We start from the raw sequence: 23719 nt of genomic DNA, 5'->3' as shown, positions 1-23719 counted from the left end.
GACTCATTTGATGATCTTATTATATCTGCTTTCTTACCTCCAAAAAAGAACAATCCTGCGATGAATTTGCACTTTTCTGCGGTTTCTTTCCGCATTTTGTATAGTTTATGATCACTTTTCAGTTTTTTCTATGCATTCTGCTATCAGCATCCAGTCTCCCGCCGCCGGTTTCTTTGGCATAATGCACGACTTTCCACGCACTTCCACCTGGATTTCTGCTTTTTCTGTCTGTCCCGTTCTCGGATCAAACCAGGAAATTGCATAGATTCCGTCGCAAAGGCCTGCGAGCGGTGTACTCGTGCCATCCATCTCTCCGTAATAAATCAGTGCTCTTGTTTTATCCCGGCTGATCGTGGCAGTCGCAAGCTTATTGACAAACGGCTGATACTCTCCTCTGCTTCTGCCGGATCGTAAGGCACCATCTCCTCAAAATGATGTTCCTCATAGAAACGTTTCAGATATCCCATCTGTGCGCCTCCGGGGCCGTCAATGGCTTTCGCCAGGTGATGCCAAATTTGTTGAATGCATTAAAATCCGGGTTGATGTCACTTACCTCCCAGATATTATCCCAGATTCCCTGCGCACCGTACGTATAGCCGCAGCCGCCGGTCTGGACTGCCATATATGCCACGCGGCGCAGCATTGCATCGGTGCAGAGCCGGGTTCCGTTTTCTTCCAGTGTGGAACAGTATTCATACAGAGACTCTCCTTCAATGAACGGTTTTGTTCCGTGTTCCTTCCAATAGGTACGGTACCAGGACGGATTGATCGGAAAATCGCCGTGTCCGGCCTGATTCAGCACAAAATCAAACCACGATTCGTCATAATAGTAATCTGCAAACGGACGCTCATTCGTATAATGTGCGGTCTGCAGTGTTCCATATCCGTCCATTTTTTCCACATACTTTGCGACCTCGCGCCAGCCTTTGATGGCTGTTTCCCGCGGCTTTCCCGGGAAGTAGCCTGCCACTTCGCCTGCCAGCGTCCACACAACCGGAAGGGCACCATAGCGGGCAATGATATAGCGCGCCAGATGTTTCTGGTGCTCCACACCCTGCTCGATCGAGCCGGACCAGGCAAAACCGAGCGCGTTGATAAAGCCGAGGTCAGCGAGATACTGCATGCGGCGGTCGAGTTCGTTCTGGTAAAATGCCACATCCGGCACATCATCTGCGGCATCCGTTTTCCAGTAACGGCTCTTGTGCTCCTTCCAGCTGTCGCTTCGAAGGTTTGTCTGATAAACGTTATAACCCTGCTCCTTCCTGCGGTCCGCCATGCCGCGGAACATGCTCGTCATCTGCGGATGGTTCGACTCGTCCCACCGCTCACCAAAGGCAAATGCCCAGTGCGTATCACCGAGCCAGAAAAACGGTGTTCCGTCTGCATACGTCAGATATCTTCCTGATGGATGCACTTTCAGGAATCCGTGCCGATAAATGGCAAGATCTCCTTCGTATGGAATACATTCGATCGTTCCCTGCACTCCGGAAAGTCCCGTCTCCTCCGGTGCTTCCAGCCTATAACTCCACATTCCGGTTTCGGTCGGCGCAAAGGCAATCCGATAGGTATTTCCGCCGTCCCAGTATGCTTCTCTTCTGATCCTTCTTCCCGACGGTCCCGTAAAAATACTCCAAATGGAAACATCGAGGAATGGATTGTCGTATGTTTTCTTGCTCTCAAATGATAAAATAATTTGTCGCCACTGTTCTGCTTTCATCCCCATTTTATTTTCTCCTTTATCTGCGCAGAGCGCGCCCGGTTTTTTTCGGGCACGCTCCTCGAATCTGATTTTACCGTAACTGTTTATTGTTTATTGTTTTTTATTCCAGTCCGCGTTTCTTTGCAAGCTGCACGGCAATCTCAACCAGCTCCGCCGCATCCTCGCGGCAGACAAAGCCTTTCGTTACCTGCTCTTTCGTGTTTTTCTCCGCCATTTCCCGGTAATGTGCCAATGTTCCGTACAGCTCTTTTATCATTTCTTTCGAAAACGCCTGCTGATAACCGAACAATCCTTCCTTTTCCGATTCCGGATCCAGGAAATTCTGGCCTTTTTCAATGTCGCTGGTATTGCTGTATCTTCCGGTTGGGTAGTCAAGGAGGCAGGTACGCAGTCCACCGATCGTATTTCCGAACGCATCCTTTTTGTTTTCTCCGTCGCTGTCAACCGCAATCCGGTCACAGTGCGCCGGAGCTGCGCCTGTCCGTACCCAGGTAAAGAGATTCCGAAATGCTGCCGCAAAAAGAATCTGGGACGGATAGTCGTTTCCTTCCTCATTTTTTCCCATATAGAATGGCAGATGGTTGATCCGCACCAGATCCGGATCGTTCTGATAGTAATTCACGTAGCTATAGGAAGTGTCATGGCTTGCACCCGTCACATCATACTGGCGGAACAGGAACTCCGGATCATCGCTGTCCTGCTGGGCAATGCGCCATGCTTCCATTCTTCCGTTTTCACTCTCCGTCTGTACAGCGATAAACGGCTCGCGCGCCTTTTCCACACGTGTCAGACTGTAATGGTACGGAGTCATGGTTTCATACTGGTTGACCGGAATACCAAGGGAATGGACTCCTCCTCCGGAAAGGTAACCATTAAATACACACGCACCGCGTGCCACCTCCGGACGATACGCAAAGCTGTTCAGATAGCGGAACAGATACGAACCCGACTGTGACCAGCCCGTCAAATAGACGTATTCTCTCTTATATTCCCGAATCGGATTCTGCTCCTCATCGCCGCGCAGCAGCCACGCCAGGTCTGTCAGCATATCCCAGAAAAGACCCGTTTCGTAATCATGATTCAGATCGCCGAGTCCGCCTGTGACCTGCAGTCGCTCCGAGAACGGCACATCCGGCGTCGGGTTAGCCCAGGAAAGACAGCCGTAACGCTTTTCATCAAACTCTACCATTTTTGCGATCGTATTCGGTTTGCTTGTGATTCCCACATAGATATCTCCGTCCCGCACAAATTTCTTCCAGCCGAGAATCCACATGCGGTCAATCTCCATAAAACTCGTTGGATTGATGATCTCCACTACAACGTTTCCGCTGCATTTTGCAGTGTCCTGCGGTGCGCGGACAATGATGCGGTTTGTATACGGCGCATCCGCAGTGCGCACACGGACGCCGCCGCGCTCGTCGGCTGTCTCGTAGACATTTGCCGTTCCATACATATAATATTCCTTCTCCACATAGCCGCGCTCCGACAGCTTCAGGTAACGCTCCGCACTGGCAAACGGATAGCTTTCTTTCGTTACCGGAATCTCCTCTAGTCTTGTAATCATCTCGTAAAACCTCCCTTTTTCCTTGTATGATTTTATTATTCCATACGGCTCCAATACGAAAAACAACGATTCTGCTGTTTTTTGACACTTTTCTGCTGTTTCTGTTTCGATCAGACTTTTTCCGTTCCGGAAACAAAAACACAGAAAAAGCATCTCCGTGCAAATTTATCTCTGATTTGTACTTTTTCTTTCGGAATGTCTGTAGTAGACTGGTATTGTAGGGCAGAAAAAATCTATCATTCCCAATACCGTCTTTTCTGCCCATGCAAACAACTGTACTCTCAAGCTTTTTCTGTACCTGATTTTGTGAGATGATTTTTGTCAGTCGCAAAAGCAAGTGCAGAAAGACTCTGAGCGTACATTCCGTACCAAAGGAGGGTTTTTACAAATGAACGGAACTTATTATACCATTACCGAAGTTTTTGATTTCGGTCCGCATATTTCGAAAGTAATTCTGGATTATGGCAAAAGCATGAAGGGTGCGGTCCCATCTCCGGAGCAGTTTACGGTACACGTTACCCGCACTTCCACCGAGGGTGAGGACTTTGTCTGGCCGAATTTTATGGGCGACAAACCGGATGACTCGATGGACGGAACCCGCCGCGTTTCGAACGTTTACGTTTCTGACAAAACCGGTGCACCGTGCGAGGACGGCACCTGCCTGACGCTGGAGCTGCCGTGTTTTATCATGGAAGGAATCGGCTCGATCATCAAATTCAATGGTAATTTTAATGTATTTGTCAAAGTCGCTTACGATGTGACACAAGTCTCTGAAATTGCAACAGACGATGGTGCCATTTCTCCGCAGATGTTCGACGTAGACGGCGGAAACCGCGTCATCTACGGTGAATGGCTCAAAGAAGACCGCTACGAGGATCCGCAGATTCCGCTCTCTTACGTTTACTACGAGCCGGAAATGGATGCGGATGAGAAAATCCCGCTGATCATCTGGCTGCACGGCGCAGGTGAGGGCGGACAGGAACCGCCGATTGCAGCAATCGGAAATAAAGTTGTAAACCTAATTTCCCCAAAGGTTCAGAAAATTTTCGGCGGCAAGACCTACCTGCTCGCTCCACAGGCGCCAACCATGTGGATGGATGACGGAAGCGGAGAATATACCAAAGACGGTTCTTCCAAATATACCGAAGTTCTCGATGCCCTGATCGGTGCTTTCGTGGATGCCCATCCGCAGATCGACCGCTCCCGCATCTACATCGGCGGCTGCTCCAACGGCGGCTTTATGACCATGAAACAGATCATTTTCAACCCGTCCCGCTACGCTGCCGCATATCCGGTCTGCGAGGCTCTGGCGGATGCATTTATCTCCGATGAAGATATTCTGAAGCTCAAAGATCTGCCGATCTGGTTTACACACGCAAAAACCGACCCGGTTGTCGTTCCGGATGACTTTGTCGTTCCGACCTATGAGCGTCTGGCAAAGGTCAATCCGAATGCACACTTCACCTACTGGGACAAGGTACTCGATCACACTGGAACACAGAAAAACGCGGATGGCACCCCATTCGAATACATCGGCCACTGGTCCTGGATCCCGATGCTGAACGATGAGTGTGTCCTCGATTATGACGGCAAACCGGTTATGACGGACGGAAAAGAGACTCCGATTCTGGAGTGGATAGCTGCACAGAAAAAAGCATAACACAGCACTTGCCGGATTCTCCGCCTACGGCGGATTGTTGCAGTGAAAAAAACAGATGGTATGAAATCGGACTTCAAAGCTGATTTCATACCATCTGTTTTTGTCTGTTCTTGTCTTTTTTTCTCTGTTCCGTTTGATATCGTCAACCGTGCAAGTCGGCTGTTCTTTTTGAAAAGCTCTTGCCCCTACTGTTCTTTTCTTTTCAGCTCTTCATAAAATTTCTGCAGCACATAAAATGCCGGTTTGCGGTACTTTTTGTCCTCAGAGAGCAGCCCCTTCCGGTTATAATATTTCTGGATCAGGCTTGTTCTGCGCGGGCAGCGGAAGTCGTAGAGAATCCAGGGGGTCATGCCCTTGATGTAGTCAATGTTCCGCAGCGTTGCAATCTGTTTTTCGTACACATCCGCCTGGCACTCCTCGGTTCCTTTGTCAGAGATGGTTCCATGGTGATGCGGCAGCGCGTCTGCGCCGAACTCCGTTACGATAACCGGCTTGTCCGGCTGGCTGTTTTCCATCAGTGCCGGCAGCATCGCAAAATCCGGGGTGTACCAGCCGCAGTACTCGTTGATGCCGATGATGTCAAGGTATTCCATCAGACGGTCCTCAATCTTATTTTTCGCAGCATTAACCAGGCAGGCCGCAGACACCATTCGCGTCTCATCCTCCCGATGCGCGCATTCTGCCAGTACGCTCATGAATTTCAGCCGTTCATCCGTATCGGCATTCTCATTTCCGACAGACCAGATGATCACGCTCGCGCGGTTCCAGTCACGGTTGATGAGTTCGCGGAGCTGATTCTGGGCATCCTCATATGTTTTTTCACGTTCAAAACGAATTGCCCAGTAAACCGGAATTTCCTCCCACAAAAGAAGCCCAAGCTCGTCGGCGAGTTTTGCCATTTCTTCGTTATGCGGGTAATGTGCAAGGCGCATGAAGTTGCATCCCAGTTCTTTCGCAATGCGGATATTTTCGATCCGTTCCTCTCTTGTCAGGCCTTTTCCGTTTTCCACGCTGTCTTCGTGGCAACTGATACCACGCAGGAAAACGGGCTCTCCGTTCAGCAGAATGTCTCTGCCGTTCACGCGAATTTCACGAAAGCCGACCCGGTCGCTGACGGTATCGGTTCCACAGGTTACTTTTACATCATACAGCTTCGGTTTTTCCGGTGTCCAAAGCTCCGGTTTTGCATCAAAAACAACTTCTCCAGCTCCGTTTTCCAGCTGGATTTTCCGGCTCACGCCAAGCTCCTCGATGACAAGCTCTGCCTTGGCTGTGATTTTTTCCGACAGTGTCACTTTCGCCATAACATGTCCAAATGTTCCGTCCGGCACAAGCGCAATTTTAAAAGTTTTGATATGGCATTTCGGAACACGGATCAGTGCGATATCGCGGTATACGCCGCAGTAGTTGAACCAGTCGGTATTCTCGGTCGGCACCTGCTCCGGCCGTCTCGTTCCGTCAACAGCAAGCACGATGCGGTTCTCCGCTTTCAGGTATTCTGTGATATTCCAGAACGCCGGTGTCGATCCGCCGCGATGCATACCGACGTATTTTCCGTTTAAGAAAACGCGGCACAGATAATTGGCTGCGCCCACCTTCAGAAAAACTGTTTCCTCTCTTTCTGCGATATAGGAAATTTTTCTCGTAAAGATCATGCTTCCCTCATACAGGAGATACATCGGATCGATGGTATTCCAGCTGCACGGAAGCTGCATCACCGGCCACTCGTCAAAGGAATAGTCGATTGGCACAGTGAAGCCTTTTTCGTCGCGGTATCTCTCTTTGTACCATTTCTGGCGCAGACAGGTATCGTACTGATCGACTGCATAATGCCAGCCGCCGTTCAGCAGCTCCTCTCTTCTTCCCCCTTCAAATATCATCGTGTCCACTGTGGCAAATCCCGTTTCGTACTGTTCGGTATAATCCTCGAGATGGATATCCGACATATACTTTTTCTCTTTTTTTGCTTCCATAAACTTTTCCCTCACTTCTCCAAACGATCCGAAACACGCTCTGCGAGTTTCTCAGGGTATCGCGGCAGTCGCCGGGTCTCGTGCAGACACGGACTTTGGCGCGGCACTACCCATTCCTTGTTTTTATTATAACGCTTTCACAGGAAAAATCTATGGTCAAAACTGTTGAGGATATTGCAAAAATTGCGGTACCGCTTATTTTTCTTCGTTTTCGTTCTTTCCTTCCGCCGCCATCTGCCGCTTCCTCCGTGTCACAAGGCCACCGATCCGTCCCGTTTCTTTTGCCGTGAGTGATCGCCAGCCGTCATTCAGCACGCGTTCTAAAAGCCCCAGCTCACCTGCGATTTCGTATTTCATTTTCTCCTTCTCCGTCATATGTTCCAGATCAATTTTCTTCTGCCTTGCCATTTTTTCTACACTCCTTTTCTCTGCATTTTTGCTTTATCCAGAGTGTAGACACTTTTTTCCGGCCTTATACCTCCTGTTGTCAAACGGATATTCGCAATCCGCTTCGCTGCTTGCTCATAGCCGAAGAGCTGCTTCGCAGCTTATCTTTTCATCCCTGCTTTCGAAATCCCCCCCGAAGGCAGGAATCTTTTATCTGCCGCCACACAAAAACCTCGCTTTTTGAAATACGGTCCGGTTTCCCATTCCGTTTTTTCAAAAAGCGAGGTCCTTTTCTTTATTTCTATTCTATGTTCCTATCTCCTCACTCCGGCGTCTCTCCGAGCCCGCTTTTAATTGCGGCAACAGCCGCCCGAAGTGCCTCCTCTTCATCCTCCCCGCTGCTGCAGATCTCAATGGTTTCTCCCTGCTTGATTCCTGCAGCTACGATACTCAAAATACTCTTTAAATTAACCGTTCCCTGCATCCCGTTGTTTTCATAGGTAAACGACATGGAAGATTTGTACCGGCTTACACTGTTTGACAAATTTACCGCGTTTAAAAGATGCAGACCTGACGGATTGACAATCGTTACTTTTTCACTTACCATCTTACGTTCCACCTGTCTTTCCTTTGTAATCCGCTCATTTTTCTTTGAAAAATGGCTACTTACTCATTTTTTGCCGTGTCCCGAGTTCAAAAATCCTCCTGCATCGGTTTTTTGACCTTTTGACACTGATATTTTCATGATAGCACAGTTTTGTTAATACAGTTTGAACATTCTGTTAGATACTCCTCAATTCTTTCCTCTTACTCAGCTGACTGAAGAACAGGTAATAAATAAAGTATGCAATCGTTGTGATTACCCACGACAGCGGATAGCAGAAGGCAGCTCCTTTTAAGGAGTGGAAATGCGGCAGAACCGCCGTCATCCACACGATACGTACTCCACAGATTCCTATTCCGGTGATAAACATCGGAATCCATGCATCTCCGACACCGCGGAGTGCACCGGAAAGGATTTCGATGGAAATGTAGGTAAAGAAGGTCGGAACCAGGAAATGGATCAGTCCGTGACAGATTTCACGCACCGCCGTATCTGTGGTAAACAGAGAAATCAGTGTATCACCGATAAACCACATAAACACAACCATCAGACCCGTCATCAGGAATGCCATGATCATGCTGGTGCGCACACCGCGGTGTACACGATCCATCTTTTTCGCACCGTAGTTCTGACCGACAAAGGTTGTCGCCGCAATACCGAGCGCATTGATCATCATCCAGAAAAGACCGTCCACCTTTCCGTAAGCCGCCCACGCAGCCACATTGTTGGTTCCCAGCGAGTTGACAGCAGACTGAATAATCACGTTCGATACCGAGTACAGAATTGACTGTACGCCTGCCGGAAAACCAATGCGGATAATCCGTTTGAGCATAATCCAGTCAATGCTGATTTTCCGCAGATGAAGCCGGTAAATGTCTCTGGTCCGCATCAGAGAGCCCATAACAAGAACCGCACTGATGATCTGAGACAGAATGGTCGCAAGCGCCGCGCCCATAACACCCATCTGCAAACCGACAACAAATAAAAAGTCAAGCGCGATATTGGTCATACAGCAGATGATCAGATACAGCAGCGGACGTTTCGAATCGCCGACCGCACGCAGAATACCGGAACCCATGTTGTAAATCAGGTTTCCGATGGTTCCAAGAAAATAAACACGCATATAAATCAGCGCATGATTTACAACATCATCCGGCGTGTTCATCAGATCGAGCATCCATCTCGAACAGCCAATGCCGACTACCGTCAGCACAATACCTCCGAGAATGGAAAAGGCAATGGACGTGTGCACTGCCCACTGCACCTTGTCCTCTTTATTGGCTCCGTAATGCTGTGAAATAACAACCGTCGCACCACTCGAAAGGCCGACAAAAAATCCGACCAGCAGATTGATCAGCGTACCTGTCGTTCCGCCGACCGCCGCAAGTGCCTGTTTTCCGAGAAAGTGTCCGACAATCATGGCATCTGCCGTGTTGTAAAGCTGTTGGAAAAACGTTCCGAACAGAATCGGCAGGAAAAAGATCAGAATCTGCTGCCAGATAACACCTTCCGTAATCTGATTTACCTTTACTACTTCTTTCTTCTCTTTGTTCATACCCAAATACCTTCTAAAACTGCCGCCGGATCTCATGGCTGATTCCGACGGCAGTCCCCCTTTAAAATTTTCTTCTGCTCCTCTGCAGATACTCTTCTTCTGTTTTATATTTTCAGCTGCTTCATCCCTCTTGGCAAGCGGATATTTGCAATCCGCTTCGCTACTTGCTTGATTCGGTTAAGTAATCTTTCAAAAAATCAAACAGCGTCTGCATTTCTTCCCGCGTGCCAATCGTAATACGCAAATAATTGTCAATGCGGGGTTTCTCAAAATACCGCACATAAATATGGCGTTCCCGGAGTGCCTGAAAAATCTTCCCGGCCGGTACGCTTTTGTGCGTTGCGAAAATAAAGTTCGATTTCGAATCTTCGAAAGAAAATCCCAGCTTTTTCAGCTCCTCCTTCGACCACTCTCTCGTTTCTATCACTTTTTTCACCGTCTTGCGGAAATATTCCACATCGCGGATCGCTGCGGCTCCGGCTGCGATCGTGGTCTGATTCATGGTATACGAATTGAAGGAATATTTCACATCATTCAGATACGAAATCATCTTCTCATTTCCGATTGCATAGCCGATGCGCATGCCGGCAAGCGAACGAGATTTTGATGTTGTCTGCACAACCAGCAGGTTTTCATATTTTTCCAGCAGCGGCTGCGCAGTGGCTGCTCCGAAATCCACATATGCCTCATCCACAATTACAACCACATCCGGGTTGTTCTGTAATATCGATTCGATCGCAGAAAGCGAAAGCTCCACACCCGTCGGTGCATTCGGGTTCGGGAACACGATTCCGCCATTTGGATGATTCTCTGCAAAATACTGCTCCGGCACAATGCAGAAATTTTCATCGAGCGGGATCTGCTCGTACGGAATACGGAATTCCTCCGCCCAGACATCGTAGAAGGAATAGGTAATGTCCGGGAAAAGAATCGGTTTGTCAGAGTTAAAATACGTCATAAACGCCATCGCCAGAACATCATCCGAACCAACGCCGACAAAAACCTGCTTTGTGCTTACGTGGTAGACATCCGCAATCGCCTGCACCAGTTCTGCCGCGGTCGGATCCGGATAGAGACGGAGGGTATCCTCTTCTGCTACCCGTCTGATCGCCTCTGCGGCTTTTGGTGACGGCGGATACGGATTCTCATTCGTATTCAGCTTAATCATGCCAGCCTCATGCGGCTGCTCGCCCGGTACATACGGCACAACTTTTCTTACATTCTTTTCCCAGTTACTCATAAGTTCCTTCCTTTCTGCCTGTGGTCAGGAAATGCACCCTGACTTTATTCCGTCTTTCTGTTTTTTTGGAAACCCCTGTGAATCGTAACCATTTTTTCTTTTCCTTCTGCTCCCGGCAGTTTCCCGCCGACGCAAAGTCCCTTTTCTTCCCGGTGAACCGCTTTATCCTCTCTTCTTCCAGGTAGACGGATAGAAAAGAATCAGCATCGGAAACAGTTCCAGACGGCCTGCCAGCATATCAAAAATCAGAATCAGCTTGGAAACCGGACCGTATCCAAAGAAGTTACTGGTCGGTCCTACCAGGTCAAGACCCGGTCCGATGTTGTTCAGTGTTGCGGCAACTGCCGTGAAGTTTGTCTCGAAGGAAAATCCATCCACACTGATGATCAGCATGGAAAAGCTGTAGATCACCAGATAAACAATCAAAAATACGTTGATCGCCCGCAGAACCTCATGCTCTACCGGGTGATCGTCGAAACGGATGCGTTTGATACTGCGCGGATGTACGATCGAACCAAGCTCTTTTTTCACGGTTTTTAAGAGGATCAGGATTCGCGAAACCTTGATTCCGCCTCCCGTTGAACCGGCGCAGGCTCCGATGAACATCAGCATCACCAGAATACATTTTGACAGCTCCGGCCAGAGGTCAAAGTCCGTCGTGGAATAACCCGTTGTCGTGATAATCGATCCGACCTGGAAAAAGGCGGTCCGTACTGTCTCACCGATGGAATGGTACATCGGATAGGTATTCCAGGAAATCACGCCTCCTGCCAGAAGGATAATCAGGAAATACGCTCTTACCTCCTGGGACGAAATGGCGGCCTTTCCCTTTTTGCAAAGCATCAGATAATAAAAGTTAAAATTCACACCGAACGCAATCATGGCGATTGTCAGAATCCACTGCTGCAGTGGTGTGTACACTGCACAACCGCTGTTCAACACGGCAAAGCTCCTGTTCCGGCAGCTCCCATGGCGAGTGTGACAGAATCAAATGTCTTCATGCCGGAAAGCAGCAGAGCAGCAATGGTAAAAAGTGTCATGCCAAGATAAATCTGATACAGAATTTTAGCGGTTCCGCGCACTCTCGGAACAAATTTGGAAACGGTCGGTCCCGGGCTCTCTGCCTTCATCAGGTTCATGACGGAACCGCCCTTCATCGGAAGCAATGCAAGAATGAACACAAGAACGCCCATACCGCCAATCCAGTGAGAAAAGCTTCTCCAGAACAGGCTGGCGTGTGAAAGGGCTTCCACATCACTCAAAATGCTGGCTCCTGTCGTTGTAAAACCGGAAACGATCTCAAACAGCGCATTGATATAAAACGGAATTTCCCCCGTAATTACAAACGGCACCGCTCCGAAAACACCAAGGACAACCCAGCTTAACGAAACGCAGACAAATCCGTCGCGGGAATAGATTTCCATATTGGACGGTTTTCTGAAGCAGAGGATCAGACCGGCCGCAATGCAGAGCAGTCCCCAGATAAGATACGCAAAGCCTGTCTTTTCCTGATACATGGCTCCGACCAGCGCCGGAAACAGCATCAGCATACCTTCCACTTTCAGCACCCAGCTGATGACAAAACGAATCATTTTATAGTTCATAATCCGCTTCCCCCGTTACTCTGCCAGAATCTCATGGATATCCTGAAGACCGGTTTCCGTTGTTACGATAATGACGGAATCTCCTGCCTCAAAGGAATCCTGTCCACCCGGAATGATGACCTTTCCCCGTCTGTTAATCGCTGCTACCAGAAGGTTTGGCCGTGTTTTCATATCCTGCAGACGGATGCCGATCATACGGCAATTCTGGTTCACGATAAACTCAAGAGCCTCCACACGGTCTTCCATCAGCTTATACAGCGTCTCAACGTTGCTTCCGATGGAGTTTTTCATTGCCCGGACATACTGCAGAATGTACTCTGCGGTGATGTGTTTCGGGTAGATCAGGCTGTCCAGGTTCAGGCTGTGGATAACATCATTAAATTCCAGATGGTTGATTTTCGTTACAACCTTTGAGGATACCTTCTCTTTCGCATACAGCGACAGAATGATGTTTTCCTCATCCATATCGGTGCAGGCCACAAAGGAATCCATATTCTGGATGCGCTCCTCTTTTAAGAGCTCCTGGTCACTTCCGTCACCGTAAATAACGGTTGCATCCGGCAGTGCTTCGCTTAAAACCTCACAGCGATCCTTATTTTTCTCGATAATCTTGACATCGACGTTCATATTTGCCAGTGATTTTGCGAGATAATACGTAATTTCACCGCCGCCGACGATCATCGTACTGTGTACCTTGTTTGTATGAACACCAATTTTCTTAAACAGGCTCTCTGCGTTCTGCGGTGTGGTAATGATGGAAAGGCTGTCTTTTGCCTGGATCACAAAATTTCCATCCGGTATGTAAACCTCGCCGTTTCGCTCAACAGCACAGACCAGCAGACTGTACTGAAGCGCTCCGGCCAGCTCACGCAGCGACATATGGACAATTTTCGATGTTTCCGGCACTTTAAAGCGCAGCATTTCGATTCTTCCGCGGGAAAAGCTGTCGATCTCAATCGCAGATGGGAACCGCAGCAGTCTTGCCATTTCCATGGCGGCCGCGTGCTCCGGGTTGATGATCATGGACAGACCCAGCTTTTTACGAATAAATTCTCTCTCCTCCCGATACATCGGATTTCGAACTCTGGCGATGGTGTGACAGTCTGCTGCCTGTTTGGCGATGACACAGCAAAGCAGGTTCATTTCATCACTTTTGGTTACGGCAATCATCAGATCCGCATGCTCAATATCCGCCTCCTGAAGCACCTGATAGCTTGCTCCGTTTCCTACAATTCCCATAACGTCGTAGGTGTTGGAGACGTTGCGGACGACAATACTGTCTGTGTCAATGACCGTCACAAGGTTGTCCTCGCGGCTCAGCTGGGCGGTCAGTGCGGTTCCGACTTTTCCGCAGCCCACAATGATAATTTTCATGTTCTCTCCCTTCAATGCAAAAGCATTTCGCGTAAAATAGTAAAGACCCGCCAGGCGGCATCGTAAAACCATTTTTCGATGCACTCCAAAAAGCAGATCTGTACCCCTATTGTACGATGGCGATTATATCATATTTCCAGGAAAAGCGGAATAGATTTTAACAACATTTTGGACGGAGTTTTTGTAATGATTGATCAAAAAAGGGAAAACCTGTTGAACCTTGCGCTGGCCGCAACGGAAGTCGAACGGCGGCGTGTGCCGGAGCTTTCGGCAGGTTATAACTCTTACAGCAAAACATGGGAAGTAATTGTACAGTATCAGGGAGACCTGGCTTTTCTGGAGGAGCAGGGAGTTCGTGTGACGCTGCTGCTGTTTTCGTATGCCATTCTTCTGGTTCCGGAGTCCCTGATGGATTACGTGACAGGACTGCCGCAGATTACCTATCTGGAGAAACCGAAATTACTTTATTTCGCAGATGCATTTGTGCGGAGCATATCCTGTATTACGCCTGTGCAGGAGGGGGTTATGGGTCTGTCTGGGAATGGGGTGCTGCTTGCATGCATTGATTCAGGCGTGGACTATGCGCATCCTGATTTCTGCGCACCGGACGGGACAAGCCGAATTGCAATTTTATGGGATCAGACGATTCCGGGGAATCCTCCGATGGGGTATGCTCTTGGGTCGGTATATACACGGCGGCAGATCAATGAGGCACTTGCATCTTCTACGCCGGAAGAACGGTTTGCCCTCGTGCCGTCCCGCGATGTGACGGGGCATGGGACAGCGGTGCTCGGAATCGCAGCGGGAAATGGGAGATCCTCGGCAGATGCGGCCATGCAGGGCGTGGCACCGGAAGCAACACTCGTGGTCGTAAAGCTTGGAAATCCTGATCCGGCGGATCTGCCGCGGACATCGCAATTGCTGCAGGCGGTGGATTTCTGCGTAAGATATGCACTTCTGGTGGAGCGGCCGCTTGTGATTAATTTGAGCTTCGGGAATAATTACGGTTCGCACAGCGGGGATTCCTTACTTGAAACGTATTTGAATGCAGTGTCAAATTTAGGGCAGAACGTGATCTGTATCGGGGCAGGAAATGAAGGGGATACCGGGCGCCATTATGCCGGGAACCTAAAGTCGGATCGCAAGTCGTCCGGTCAGACGCAAACAGTCCGTGCGACATCTGATCCGGCTGCGACGTCTGCGGTCTCGGCAACGGCTGACCGCGCTGTCTCCGTTGAATTTCAGGTCGGTGCTTATGAATCCTCGTTCAGTCTCCAGATCTGGAAGGTTTATGGGGATGAAATCTCGATCGAACTGATTTCCCCCGGCGGCATCCGCTCCGGCACGCTCTCTCCTGTCCTCGGCACGGCGCGTCTGACGCTTGGTCCGACAGAACTTCTCCTGTTTTATGGCATGCCATCCCCCTACAGCCAGGCGCAGGAAATTTACCTGACCTTTCAGGGCGCAGGAAACCATCTGTCCGTCGAAAACGGCATCTGGACCTTGCGTCTCACCCCCGGCCGCCTGATCTCCGGTTCCTTTGACCTCTGGCTTCCCGGCGGAAACGCCGTCGGTTCACAGACACGCTTCTTCTCCCCCACTGCCGACACCACACTCACCATCCCTTCCACCGCCCGCTCCGCCATCACGGTCGGTGCCTACGATCCCCGCCTTTCCTCCTATGCCAGCTTCTCCGGCCGCGGCTATACCCGTATTCTCCACGAAATTAAACCTGATCTCGCCGCCCCGGGTGTCAATATCCCAGCTCCCCGTTCCGGCGGCGGCTATGCTTCCTTCACCGGCACCTCGTTTGCCACGCCTTTTGTATCGGGAAGCGCCGCTCTTATGATGGAATGGGGTATTCTGCGCGGAAATGACCCGTTTTTATATGGTGAAAAGCTGAAAGCTTATCTCATCGCAGGCGCAAAACCCATCGCATCCGAGAGCGAATACCCGAACAGGCGGGTGGGATGGGGACGACTTTGTTTAGAAAGTAGCCTGCCAGATTAAAGTTATTGAAGGATTCGATAGAAGAAATAAAAGCGCAATGTAAAGAGTTAAACGACAAATGAGACATATTTTTATCTCTGTACTATCTTGTACTTTGCTACGAAAATAAAACTCGTAGCAAGGTACTTATAGTGTTCATTTGTCTGGCAACTCTTTTTTATTTAACTGTTAATAACTTGCTGTTTAAAATTTTTTGAATGCAAAGAGAATCACTTACCCAAAAGATATTCTTCCAACATTTCCTTTACTTTTTTCTCAATTTCGTCTATGATCTCTTCACACCTTGTCTTTTTCATCCCTGCACCAGTTCCTACCGCCAGTAACTCTTTTCTGCCTGGATTTCTTCCATTTCCATCTACTGACGTAGTATGTTCGCCATAATACGTATTACTGTAAGTAAGATCATATGCCGGACTTAAATGCCATTTATCTTCGTCTGCTTCGTACAAATACGTGAAGTTCTTCGAATGATCATCTCTGTTATGTGCAAAAACATTGAAACACATTCGGCGGAACATATTTTCAACATCTTCATCGCAATTGCGTGTCATGATTTTTGTCAGTTTCATTAATCCATGATAGTCCAGACTTGGCTGCTCAAAATCCAATTCCAGAATTGCAGCTGTCGTCAACATGTGCACTTTCTTTTTCCCTTTCAAACAGTTTCTCCTGTCAAACCTTTTAGTTCCAAAATATCCTTTACATTTTTCTGATGGAAACAATCTCGTTTCACTCATCATAATTCCGCAGGCCTTGGCACAGCAGGAATAGTCATATTCCATTTTTCCTGCATCTTTTCCGTCCACATGCGCTGGAAATTTGATAATCCATTCTTCATTATCAATGGGTGTCATGATTTTAGGTCTTGCTCCGCCGATGGTACCTCCCAGCAGATACAATTCGTCCAGTTTATCCGAATACTCTGTATTCAGTATCTTTTGACACTCTTCCGCCAGTTTGTCCAGATCTGCACTGCTCTGCTCCTCTGGAAAATTCTTTTCCGGGTGATATGTCAACGCTCCCATCCCCGATGTGCCCACAATCGCCAGACGATCCAGTACGGTCAGTTCATCCGGATTTTGTTTATGTGCCCGTAACAGGCGATCCAACAGTAATCTGCCCCAATGATCTGGAAGACTGTCCGCAAAAACCCCAAATAATCCTTCAAAATGATCCTTAACTGGAACAAATACCTGTTTTTGCAAAGGCAATGAAAATGGGTTGATCGAAAATCCGGTTTCCAGCCATTCATCACTGTACTGAAATGCCACTTTGTGGTCTGCCGTCATAGCTAATGTTCCCACCGTTTGATCCTCATAACACACCTGCAGTACTTTATCTTGTTTCATTGATAACCTCCTGAATATCTTTATACGGTACCTGCGTGAAAATATTTCTGAGCTCATCTGCAAGATCCAGTGCGATTGCAATTTTCGTTAAAGATAACAGGGAAATTTGTCCTGTCGTTTCGAATCTTTTGATTGAGCCGTAACTCACTCCGCTTATAGATGCTAATTTTTCCTGCGTAATTGAACGTCTCTTTCTGATTTTTCTCACTCGCTGCGCAAGTTTTTGATCCAGTTCTTCCGGAGTTTCCCATATAAATTGTTCCATTTTTTCCCCTTCTTGTTACAGATTATATGTTATCTAAAATATCCTGTTTTTATTCAAAACAGATTATATATTATCTATTCTATTTTACCACTCACGTGCAGAAAGCACAATGATTTCCTGCCCTGTTTCCATAAAAACTCCACCCCGTTTTTGTAACTGCAGATAAATTTTGCATCTCCTTTACTCTATAGGGATAATTTGCGCTTTTTTGACTATCCGGTAGTATTTGTTTCAGAGTAAGTAAAAAAGCCTCTGCCGGGCAAAAATTTTGCTTTCCGGCAGAGGCTTTGCTGGTCAAACGGATATTCATGCAAGCATGATTCGCGATTTTTCTTCCATTTCGCATGGCTTGGAATCGTTACAAATACTGGCTGAATTCCACTTTTTCTTTATTTGGTCCTTCGATCGTGAAGAAACGGACGCCATTTTCCCAGAACGGAAGGAAATGTACTTCATCCTGCGTCGTATTCAGACCGGCCCCGGTAATCATTTCGTGAACCTTTTCAATATTCTTTACGTCAATCGCCACATGGTCGATTGCTCCGGGTTTCAGTGCTGCAGCTTTGTTTTCGTACGTTTCGATCACAAGTGTTCCAAGCTTTAAGAATGCCACTTTCTCATCCGCCGCCTCATTTACGGTGCGGAATGCAATTTCAAATCCAAGCTTTTCATAAAACGCAATCGTCATCTCAATATCGTTGGTCGGAATACCGACATGCTGGATTCCATTTAACTGCTCTCTTAATTCCATTTCTTATCCCCCAGTCTTTTTTCTACCTGTGCCAGATCCGGCATGGCCGGAATAGAGCGTGTCTGAAAAAGGCTTTTCGTGAGCTGCGAGTCCCAGTTCGTGGGAGATTTTATCCGAATAAGGGCGGCGTAGCGGGCTACGGCAACCGAATGAGGGTAAAATATACCGCAAAGTGGAGCTTGCAGATTGCGGAAATGATTTTTCAGACACGCTCTAGCACCTTTTTTCTCCACACAAAGGCTTGCAACGGCGTTTCCAAAACGGGCAAACGCTGCCAGTTCTTCCTGCGGCTGTAAAGATATGCTCCATTCCACCAAGTGTCACTACAACTATTTTTACACTCTGATGATATAATATTTCCGCTGTTTTTGCAACATTTTGCTCTCTCCTGCCCGTTCGCTGCCGTTTTGCTGTTTCTTTTTTTCACAGATCACAAGGATGAGTGCCAGCATTCCTCCCATCAGGCTGCACCAACTGCCAGCCGTCCGTCCGGGCGCATGGTACACAAGAACAATTTTGTGCTCGCCTGATGGGATTTTTGCGCCGAGAAATGCCGTGTTTGCGCGGAACAGCAGTGTTTCTTTCCCATCCACTTTCAGCACAAAATTTTCATCGTATGGAATGCTGGTGATGAGGTATCCGTCTCTTTCCGCGGAAACCACGCCTGTGATGCCATCGCCGCCGTATGTTGCTGTTGTTCCGCCAATCAGGGTAACCGCCTGACTGTACAGCTGCTCCGTTTTTTCCAACGGCTGTGCCATACCAGTCCATGTCTCAAAATTTTTCAGGATATAATGGCCTTTTCCCATCCGAATGAATACGGTTCCATCTTCTTTCATCGTTACAAGATAGTTAAACTGTGTATTCCCATTGGCATACGTATGGTTGATGCCGGTCAGGCGGTTGGTCTGGCCGTTGATGCGGATAAACATATCATGACTCGCTTTCTGATTCTCCACCTCGAAAGAAACGGCGAGCAGCGTTGCTCCCTCTGCGGCACCCGGCAGCGTTGCTGAGACGGTCACGGATTTTTTCGTCTCAATCTCATATCCGTCCGCTGTCTTCTGAATGCGCAGATCTTCCTGATCGGTCTCTGGAATTTCAAGGTTTACTTTCTGAAAACAACTGTGAAACAGGGGTCCTACAGAACCATTCTTTGTATCTGAATCTGCAGCGGCTCTGAAATTATCCACAGATTTCGCCGATTTTTCCTGATCCGGGATTGCCGCTGTTGTCTTCCGCATTTCCTGATCCGGGATCACGGCTGCCGTCTCCAGTATTTCCTGGTTCTGCGGATAAGGTAATGATTTGTATTCCGTCTCGGAAACCACCTGGTCTGTCACGTAGGCAACCGGCGCTGCGGATATGGCACGATAAACCTGAAAGTCCCCGTAATCCCGGTACAGTTCATACCCCTCCGGCCGTGTTTCTGCCAGAATATATTTCACTCCCATGAACTGCCAGAACAGCGGATCATCGGAAACCGTCTGCATCATGCGGTTGCGGAAGGCTTCATTAATCCCATACGTCTCGTCCCGGAATTTCTTATATTCTGCATTGTATGCCGAGGAATAAATCGTCGAAACATTCTGTCCAATATCCCATATCCGGTTGACGTTCGCAAGGTTCTGTCCGCCGTCTCCATACTGCTCCATACGGTACCAGCCGGGATCCTCCGCACGGATCTCGCGGATTGCCGCTGCAATCTTGCTGTCCGTCAGAGCTTCATACGTTTTACGCGGGATCATCACATGCTTTTCCTGATTGATTGCTTTTCCGGCAAATGCAAGAATCACAGCACTAAAGACGAGCGGCAGAAACGGAAGCTCTCTGCCCCGCAGCCGTTTTTTTGCCGGAAACCACCGCCATGCCAGATAGCACGCAGTCACACAAATCACATCCAGTATGCCGAGATGCCAGTATGGTTCAAAGTATGTCTCTTGCTTTGCATTCCACATCAGAATCAGAACTATGAGGTACGGAAGCAATTCTCGCAGCTCTGTCATGACTTTGCGCTTAAAATTCCCGGTGCTTCGATTTTTTCCACACTCCCGCTTCCGGACAAGCTGGTTTTCCACATAAAGCCCGACTTCTGCACAGAGGACCGGAAGAAACGGGATGAATACTTTATCTTTGCTGTACAGGCCGCCGTTCAGCAGATAGCCGAACAGGGGAATACAAAAGAATACCAGCAAAAGGAAGGACAACAGTTTCTCACGCAACCGGCTCTTTCCGATCGCTCTGCCCAAAAGCGCCACCCCCGCAAATGCGGAGAGGCCAATGCCGTACGGCGTGTAGCAGAGACGCAGGATCAGAAACTGCGGTTTCCACATCGCCGGATCGGTAAAAAGTCCTGCGATGCCGCCCGCTGCGGTGCCGCGTCCGCCCTCGCCGCTGCCGCCGAACAAGGCGGCAGCCGATGGGATCAGCAGAATACCGGAAAGAAGGATTCCTGCGAGGACCGGAAGCGCAAAGCGGATTGCTGCGCCAAAAAAGCTCCGCAAACCCACCAAGGTTTCACCCGTTCCGGCAGATTTTTCACCTGCCTCTGCTTTTTCTCTGCCCCGGCCTTTTGATTCCGCGACACTTTTCGATTCTCCTGTTCCGCTTCATACGCAGCATTTTCTGTACCGCATTTCAAATACTCCGTCACCGCATACGCCGTGAGCGCAAGCAGCCCGCCGACCGAAAAATAAAAGCTGGTCAGAATCATCCCAAGAACGGAAAGAATCAGAAGACCGCTCTTTCTCTTCTGAAAATGGCGATCCACGCCCAGCAGAGCCAGCAGCAGAAACGGCATATAATTGACAAACATAAGCTGATTATAGGAATGATATAAAAGTGCGGTAGAACACGTAAAGAAAAGTGATGTAAAAAGACAGTTGCCGTAATGCAGACCCTTTTTGCTGATCCAGCGATAAAAAAGCACTGCATCCGCCGCATACAGCAGCGCGGAGGAACCCATCACCCACAGGTTCATCGGGATGAACGGGAAAAGGTAGGATAACAGCACGGTCGGACTCAGCAGTCCGTAGTAGGCAAAATGGTAAATATTCTGACCTCCTCCCAGATTCCATGCGAAATCCGGGAAGAGGTTTCCAGTCGCGTAAAACCGCTTTCGGAAGTAATCGGCAAGGGTGCTGTGCTGGCTGATCCAGTCAATCGAGGAGCCGAATACGCCGTATTGCAGGACGAACAGCCGGCACAAAAGCAAAGAAAAGAAAAACAGACCAGCCGCCGTAAAATCCTTTCCGGTAAGACCTTCCAAAAAGCTGTTCCGCCGTCCTTTCGGCTGACCTTTCTTTTTCCGTGATTTCCCCGGCTCTCTTATTTCCTTTAAGATTTCCTTTTTCATGCCCGGATTTCTCCTCTTTCAGAAGCATGGCGTTTGTCGGCATACCCTGGAAAATACACGTTTTTCTTTTCTGCCGTATGGGCATCTTTTCTTCTCTTTGCAGCACTCTCCTGCTTTTTCACCGGCTGCACACTGTGCATCTTGACCGTCTCTTCACTCGTCTCCTTTAAGAGATAGATCGGACGGTGCTTTGTTTCAAGATATGTCTTGGAAAGATAAATGCCTACAATGCCCGTGCAGAAAAGCTGTACACCGCTCACCAGAAAAAGGATGCATGCCATCGACGGCCAGCCCGCAACGGGATCGCCAAACAGCAGCGTTCTTCCGATGATGAACACGATCAGAATCATAGAAATCAGGAAAAAAAGCACGCCCATGACAGATGCAAATGACAGCGGAGCTACGGAAAAACCTGTGATGCCGTCGATTGAGTACGCGAGGAGCTTTCGAAGCGGCCACTTCGACGTTCCGGCGCAACGGTCCTCGTGCTCAAATTCCAGCCATTCTGTGTGAAAACCGACCCATCCGAAAATCCCTTTGGAAAAGCGGTTGTACTCACTCATTTCCAGCACGGCATCCACCATTTTGCGGCTCATCAGACGGTAGTCCCGTGCACCGCTTACAATCTCTGTTCTGGAAAGGCGGTTGATCACACCGTAGAAGGCATTTGATAAGAAGGATTTGATTTTTCCCTCGCCCTCCCGTGAACTGCGGCGTGCCGCTACACAGTCACAGGTGCCGCTCTGCAGCATCGCGTACATTTTCGGAAGAAGGGACGGCGGATCCTGAAGGTCGACATCCATCACCGTTACGTAATCGCCTTTGGCCGCCTGCAGTCCGGCGTACATGGCTGCCTCTTTTCCGAAATTTCTCGAAAACGAGAGGTAACGGCAGCGCATATCCTTCTGCGCAAGCCGGCGCATCTCAAACAGGCTGTGATCCTTCGAGCCGTCGTCAACAAAGATCAGCTCGAACTGAACCTTCTGCTGTTCTTCCATCTCATCCATCTGACGTACCATCGTCTCGTAGTAAACCGGAATTGCTTCCTCTTCGTTGTAGCATGGTATGATAATACTGATTGTCTCCATTTTTTTCCTCCCGGGGATTACATACTCTCTCAGAATCCTTCTGCAGATCCTTCCTGCTGCAATCCCGCTTCTGTCTCATTCTTATGCAAGTCAGGTTTTTGTGGCTGTTTCTCCCGCTGCAGAATCCTCGCCTGCCTCCGGGAAACGCAGGATGACTTTAAACAGATCGCCGTCTGCCGCAAGCTCCATGCGGCCGCCCATGTTGGCCGTGTAGCTTGATGCAATCGCAAGGCCAAGGCCGTGCCCCTCGCTCGTCCGTGATTTATCGCCGCGCACAAAGCGTTCCATCATTTCCTCCGCTTCAAAATTCATCTCATAGGCGGAAATGTTTTTCATCGTCACGAAAATTTCCCCGTTTTCCTTCCCTGCGTCAATGTAAACTCTCGTTCCGCAAAGGCTGTATTTCAGGATATTTTCCACGAGGTTTTGTATCACGCGGTACATTTTCCCATTATCCCCAAGGAACGGCAGTGGCTCATCTCCGAGCGCCGTGCGGAACGACAGATTGCTCTGCGCAATCGCATCGTCCATATCGGCGAGGGTCTGCTCGATCAACCGTTTCATATCCATTTTTTCCATCTGGAATTTTTCGGTTCCGCTTGTCGATTTGGAGAGCTCGAAGAGGCTTTGGATCATCTCCTTTAGCTGTTCCTGTTTCACAGAAATCACTTCGACGTAATCCTGTGCCGCCGGTGTCAGATCCTCTTTTTTCAGAAGATCCGTATAGCCGACCATCGAGGTGAGCGGGGTTTTCAGATCGTGCGATACGTTGGTAATCAGGTCAATTTTGAGACGCTCCGCCTGCATCTGTTTTTCTACGCTCTTCTGCATAGCGCTCTCAATATTTTCCAGCTCTGCAAACGCCGGATACAGCAGGGATTTTTCGGATATTTCATGGATCCGGCTTTCCATGCTGCCTTCTGCCATCGTATGGATCTGTTCCATCAAAAGGCCCATCTCCCGGTTCAGGCGACTGCGGTATGTTTTCCAGGCAAACAGAATTAAAATCAGCGTGGTCAGCCCAAGAAGAATGACAAACAGTACCTCGCCATCCATTCCGTTTATCAGTCCGGTGATCATGGTAATCACGATTAGAAGTTCCGCAATCAGTGCCACACGGAACGGCCATTTACTCTGACCGGCAAGCTGCCGTTCCAGGCTGGTCCGATCTCTGTAACGCTTCCTTTCTCTGCAAAAAAAGGACATTTCTCTCAGTTGTT

Annotated in this window: 21 protein-coding genes and 1 pseudogene; 3 read left to right on the top strand and 19 right to left on the bottom strand. The window is 48.8% G+C overall.

The window, feature by feature from the left end; translation table 11 throughout:
- Nucleotides 1–111: 111 nt before the first annotated feature.
- The 4 genes from DXA55_RS17510 to DXA55_RS02900 all read right to left on the bottom strand — a co-directional run bounded on the left by DXA55_RS17510 (nt 112) and on the right by DXA55_RS02900 (nt 3284).
- The gene (locus DXA55_RS17510; protein ID WP_242998346.1) at nt 112–309 is read right to left on the bottom strand and encodes a putative collagen-binding domain-containing protein; all 198 of its coding nucleotides are present in this window, start codon (nt 307–309) and stop codon (nt 112–114) included.
- Between the two features lie 14 nt (nt 310–323).
- A complete protein-coding gene (locus tag DXA55_RS17505; RefSeq protein ID WP_242998345.1) occupies nt 324–467 on the bottom strand; it encodes a hypothetical protein in 144 nt (47 codons plus the stop codon).
- Nucleotides 455–1723: an apiosidase-like domain-containing protein gene (locus tag DXA55_RS02905; RefSeq protein WP_242998344.1), complete on the bottom strand. Its 1269-nt coding sequence runs from the start codon at nt 1721–1723 to the stop codon at nt 455–457. The genes DXA55_RS17505 and DXA55_RS02905 overlap by 13 nt, the downstream gene beginning before the upstream one ends.
- A gap of 97 nt (nt 1724–1820) precedes the next feature.
- Nucleotides 1821–3284 carry an alpha/beta hydrolase domain-containing protein gene (locus DXA55_RS02900; RefSeq protein WP_055266997.1) on the bottom strand — a complete coding sequence of 488 codons (1464 nt, stop codon included), beginning with the start codon at nt 3282–3284 and terminating at the stop codon, nt 1821–1823.
- Between the two features lie 388 nt (nt 3285–3672).
- Here DXA55_RS02900 and DXA55_RS02895 point away from each other — a divergent pair, with 388 nt between their 5' ends.
- The gene (locus tag DXA55_RS02895; RefSeq protein WP_117812993.1) at nt 3673–4944 is read left to right on the top strand and encodes a prolyl oligopeptidase family serine peptidase; all 1272 of its coding nucleotides are present in this window, start codon (nt 3673–3675) and stop codon (nt 4942–4944) included.
- A gap of 185 nt (nt 4945–5129) precedes the next feature.
- Here DXA55_RS02895 and DXA55_RS02890 read toward each other — a convergent pair whose 3' ends face one another.
- From DXA55_RS02890 to trkA, 7 genes and pseudogenes are all read right to left on the bottom strand, one after another.
- The gene (locus DXA55_RS02890; protein WP_117812992.1) at nt 5130–6917 is read right to left on the bottom strand and encodes a glycoside hydrolase family 2 protein; all 1788 of its coding nucleotides are present in this window, start codon (nt 6915–6917) and stop codon (nt 5130–5132) included.
- A gap of 195 nt (nt 6918–7112) precedes the next feature.
- Nucleotides 7113–7325, bottom strand: coding sequence for a small, acid-soluble spore protein, alpha/beta type (locus tag DXA55_RS02885; protein WP_055220834.1), 213 nt, complete (start codon nt 7323–7325; stop codon nt 7113–7115).
- A gap of 301 nt (nt 7326–7626) precedes the next feature.
- Nucleotides 7627–7911: an HPr family phosphocarrier protein gene (locus DXA55_RS02880; protein WP_055227790.1), complete on the bottom strand. Its 285-nt coding sequence runs from the start codon at nt 7909–7911 to the stop codon at nt 7627–7629.
- A gap of 175 nt (nt 7912–8086) precedes the next feature.
- Complete coding sequence (locus DXA55_RS02875) at nt 8087–9463, bottom strand: MATE family efflux transporter (RefSeq protein WP_117812991.1); 1377 nt, start codon at nt 9461–9463, stop codon at nt 8087–8089.
- 160 nt (nt 9464–9623) lie between these two features.
- Entirely contained in the window at nt 9624–10703 is a 1080-nt protein-coding gene (gene hisC / locus DXA55_RS02870; protein WP_117812990.1) for a histidinol-phosphate transaminase, read from the bottom strand.
- A gap of 162 nt (nt 10704–10865) precedes the next feature.
- Nucleotides 10866–12307 (bottom strand): annotated as a pseudogene (locus tag DXA55_RS19140) (TrkH family potassium uptake protein).
- 15 nt (nt 12308–12322) lie between these two features.
- Complete coding sequence (trkA, locus tag DXA55_RS02860; RefSeq protein WP_334291864.1) at nt 12323–13696, bottom strand: Trk system potassium transporter TrkA; 1374 nt, start codon at nt 13694–13696, stop codon at nt 12323–12325.
- Nucleotides 13697–13867: 171 nt separating this feature from the next.
- Between trkA and DXA55_RS02855 the strand changes: the two genes are divergently transcribed.
- The gene (locus tag DXA55_RS02855) at nt 13868–15691 is read left to right on the top strand and encodes a S8 family peptidase (protein ID WP_117812989.1); all 1824 of its coding nucleotides are present in this window, start codon (nt 13868–13870) and stop codon (nt 15689–15691) included.
- Between the two features lie 209 nt (nt 15692–15900).
- Here DXA55_RS02855 and DXA55_RS02850 read toward each other — a convergent pair whose 3' ends face one another.
- The 4 genes from DXA55_RS02850 to DXA55_RS19135 all read right to left on the bottom strand — a co-directional run bounded on the left by DXA55_RS02850 (nt 15901) and on the right by DXA55_RS19135 (nt 18220).
- The gene (locus DXA55_RS02850) at nt 15901–17040 is read right to left on the bottom strand and encodes a type II toxin-antitoxin system HipA family toxin (RefSeq protein WP_117812988.1); all 1140 of its coding nucleotides are present in this window, start codon (nt 17038–17040) and stop codon (nt 15901–15903) included.
- On the bottom strand, nt 17027–17305 hold the full coding sequence (locus DXA55_RS02845; protein ID WP_055227803.1) for a helix-turn-helix domain-containing protein: 279 nt from the start codon (nt 17303–17305) through the stop codon (nt 17027–17029). The genes DXA55_RS02850 and DXA55_RS02845 overlap by 14 nt, the downstream gene beginning before the upstream one ends.
- A 358-nt stretch (nt 17306–17663) precedes the next feature.
- A complete protein-coding gene (locus DXA55_RS02840; protein ID WP_055227805.1) occupies nt 17664–18056 on the bottom strand; it encodes a VOC family protein in 393 nt (130 codons plus the stop codon).
- A complete protein-coding gene (locus DXA55_RS19135) occupies nt 18047–18220 on the bottom strand; it encodes a DUF6783 domain-containing protein (protein WP_308054139.1) in 174 nt (57 codons plus the stop codon). Before DXA55_RS19135 ends, DXA55_RS02840 begins: the two co-directional genes overlap by 10 nt.
- On the opposite strand from DXA55_RS19135, the gene DXA55_RS19130 reads away from it, so the two are divergent.
- A complete protein-coding gene (locus DXA55_RS19130; RefSeq protein WP_306665944.1) occupies nt 18140–18352 on the top strand; it encodes a DUF6783 domain-containing protein in 213 nt (70 codons plus the stop codon). The two genes, DXA55_RS19135 and DXA55_RS19130, sit on opposite strands and share 81 nt — an antisense overlap.
- A 39-nt stretch (nt 18353–18391) precedes the next feature.
- On the opposite strand, the gene DXA55_RS02830 is transcribed toward DXA55_RS19130, so the two are convergent.
- The 4 genes from DXA55_RS02830 to DXA55_RS02815 all read right to left on the bottom strand — a co-directional run bounded on the left by DXA55_RS02830 (nt 18392) and on the right by DXA55_RS02815 (nt 23705).
- Entirely contained in the window at nt 18392–20560 is a 2169-nt protein-coding gene (locus DXA55_RS02830) for a YfhO family protein (RefSeq protein WP_158565015.1), read from the bottom strand.
- A complete protein-coding gene (locus DXA55_RS18045) occupies nt 20482–21411 on the bottom strand; it encodes a YfhO family protein (protein ID WP_117812986.1) in 930 nt (309 codons plus the stop codon). The genes DXA55_RS02830 and DXA55_RS18045 overlap by 79 nt, the downstream gene beginning before the upstream one ends.
- Entirely contained in the window at nt 21408–22499 is a 1092-nt protein-coding gene (locus DXA55_RS02820) for a glycosyltransferase family 2 protein (RefSeq protein WP_117812985.1), read from the bottom strand. Before DXA55_RS02820 ends, DXA55_RS18045 begins: the two co-directional genes overlap by 4 nt.
- Before the next feature lie 90 nt (nt 22500–22589).
- Nucleotides 22590–23705, bottom strand: a complete 1116-nt coding sequence (locus tag DXA55_RS02815; RefSeq protein ID WP_147341987.1) for a sensor histidine kinase — start codon at nt 23703–23705, stop codon at nt 22590–22592.
- Nucleotides 23706–23719: the final 14 nt, after the last annotated feature.

The organism is Blautia sp. OF03-13, from assembly GCF_003460685.1.
In the GTDB taxonomy this organism is placed as follows: domain Bacteria; phylum Bacillota; class Clostridia; order Lachnospirales; family Lachnospiraceae; genus Fusicatenibacter; species Fusicatenibacter saccharivorans.
This window is presented reverse-complemented; position numbering and strand designations above follow the sequence as displayed.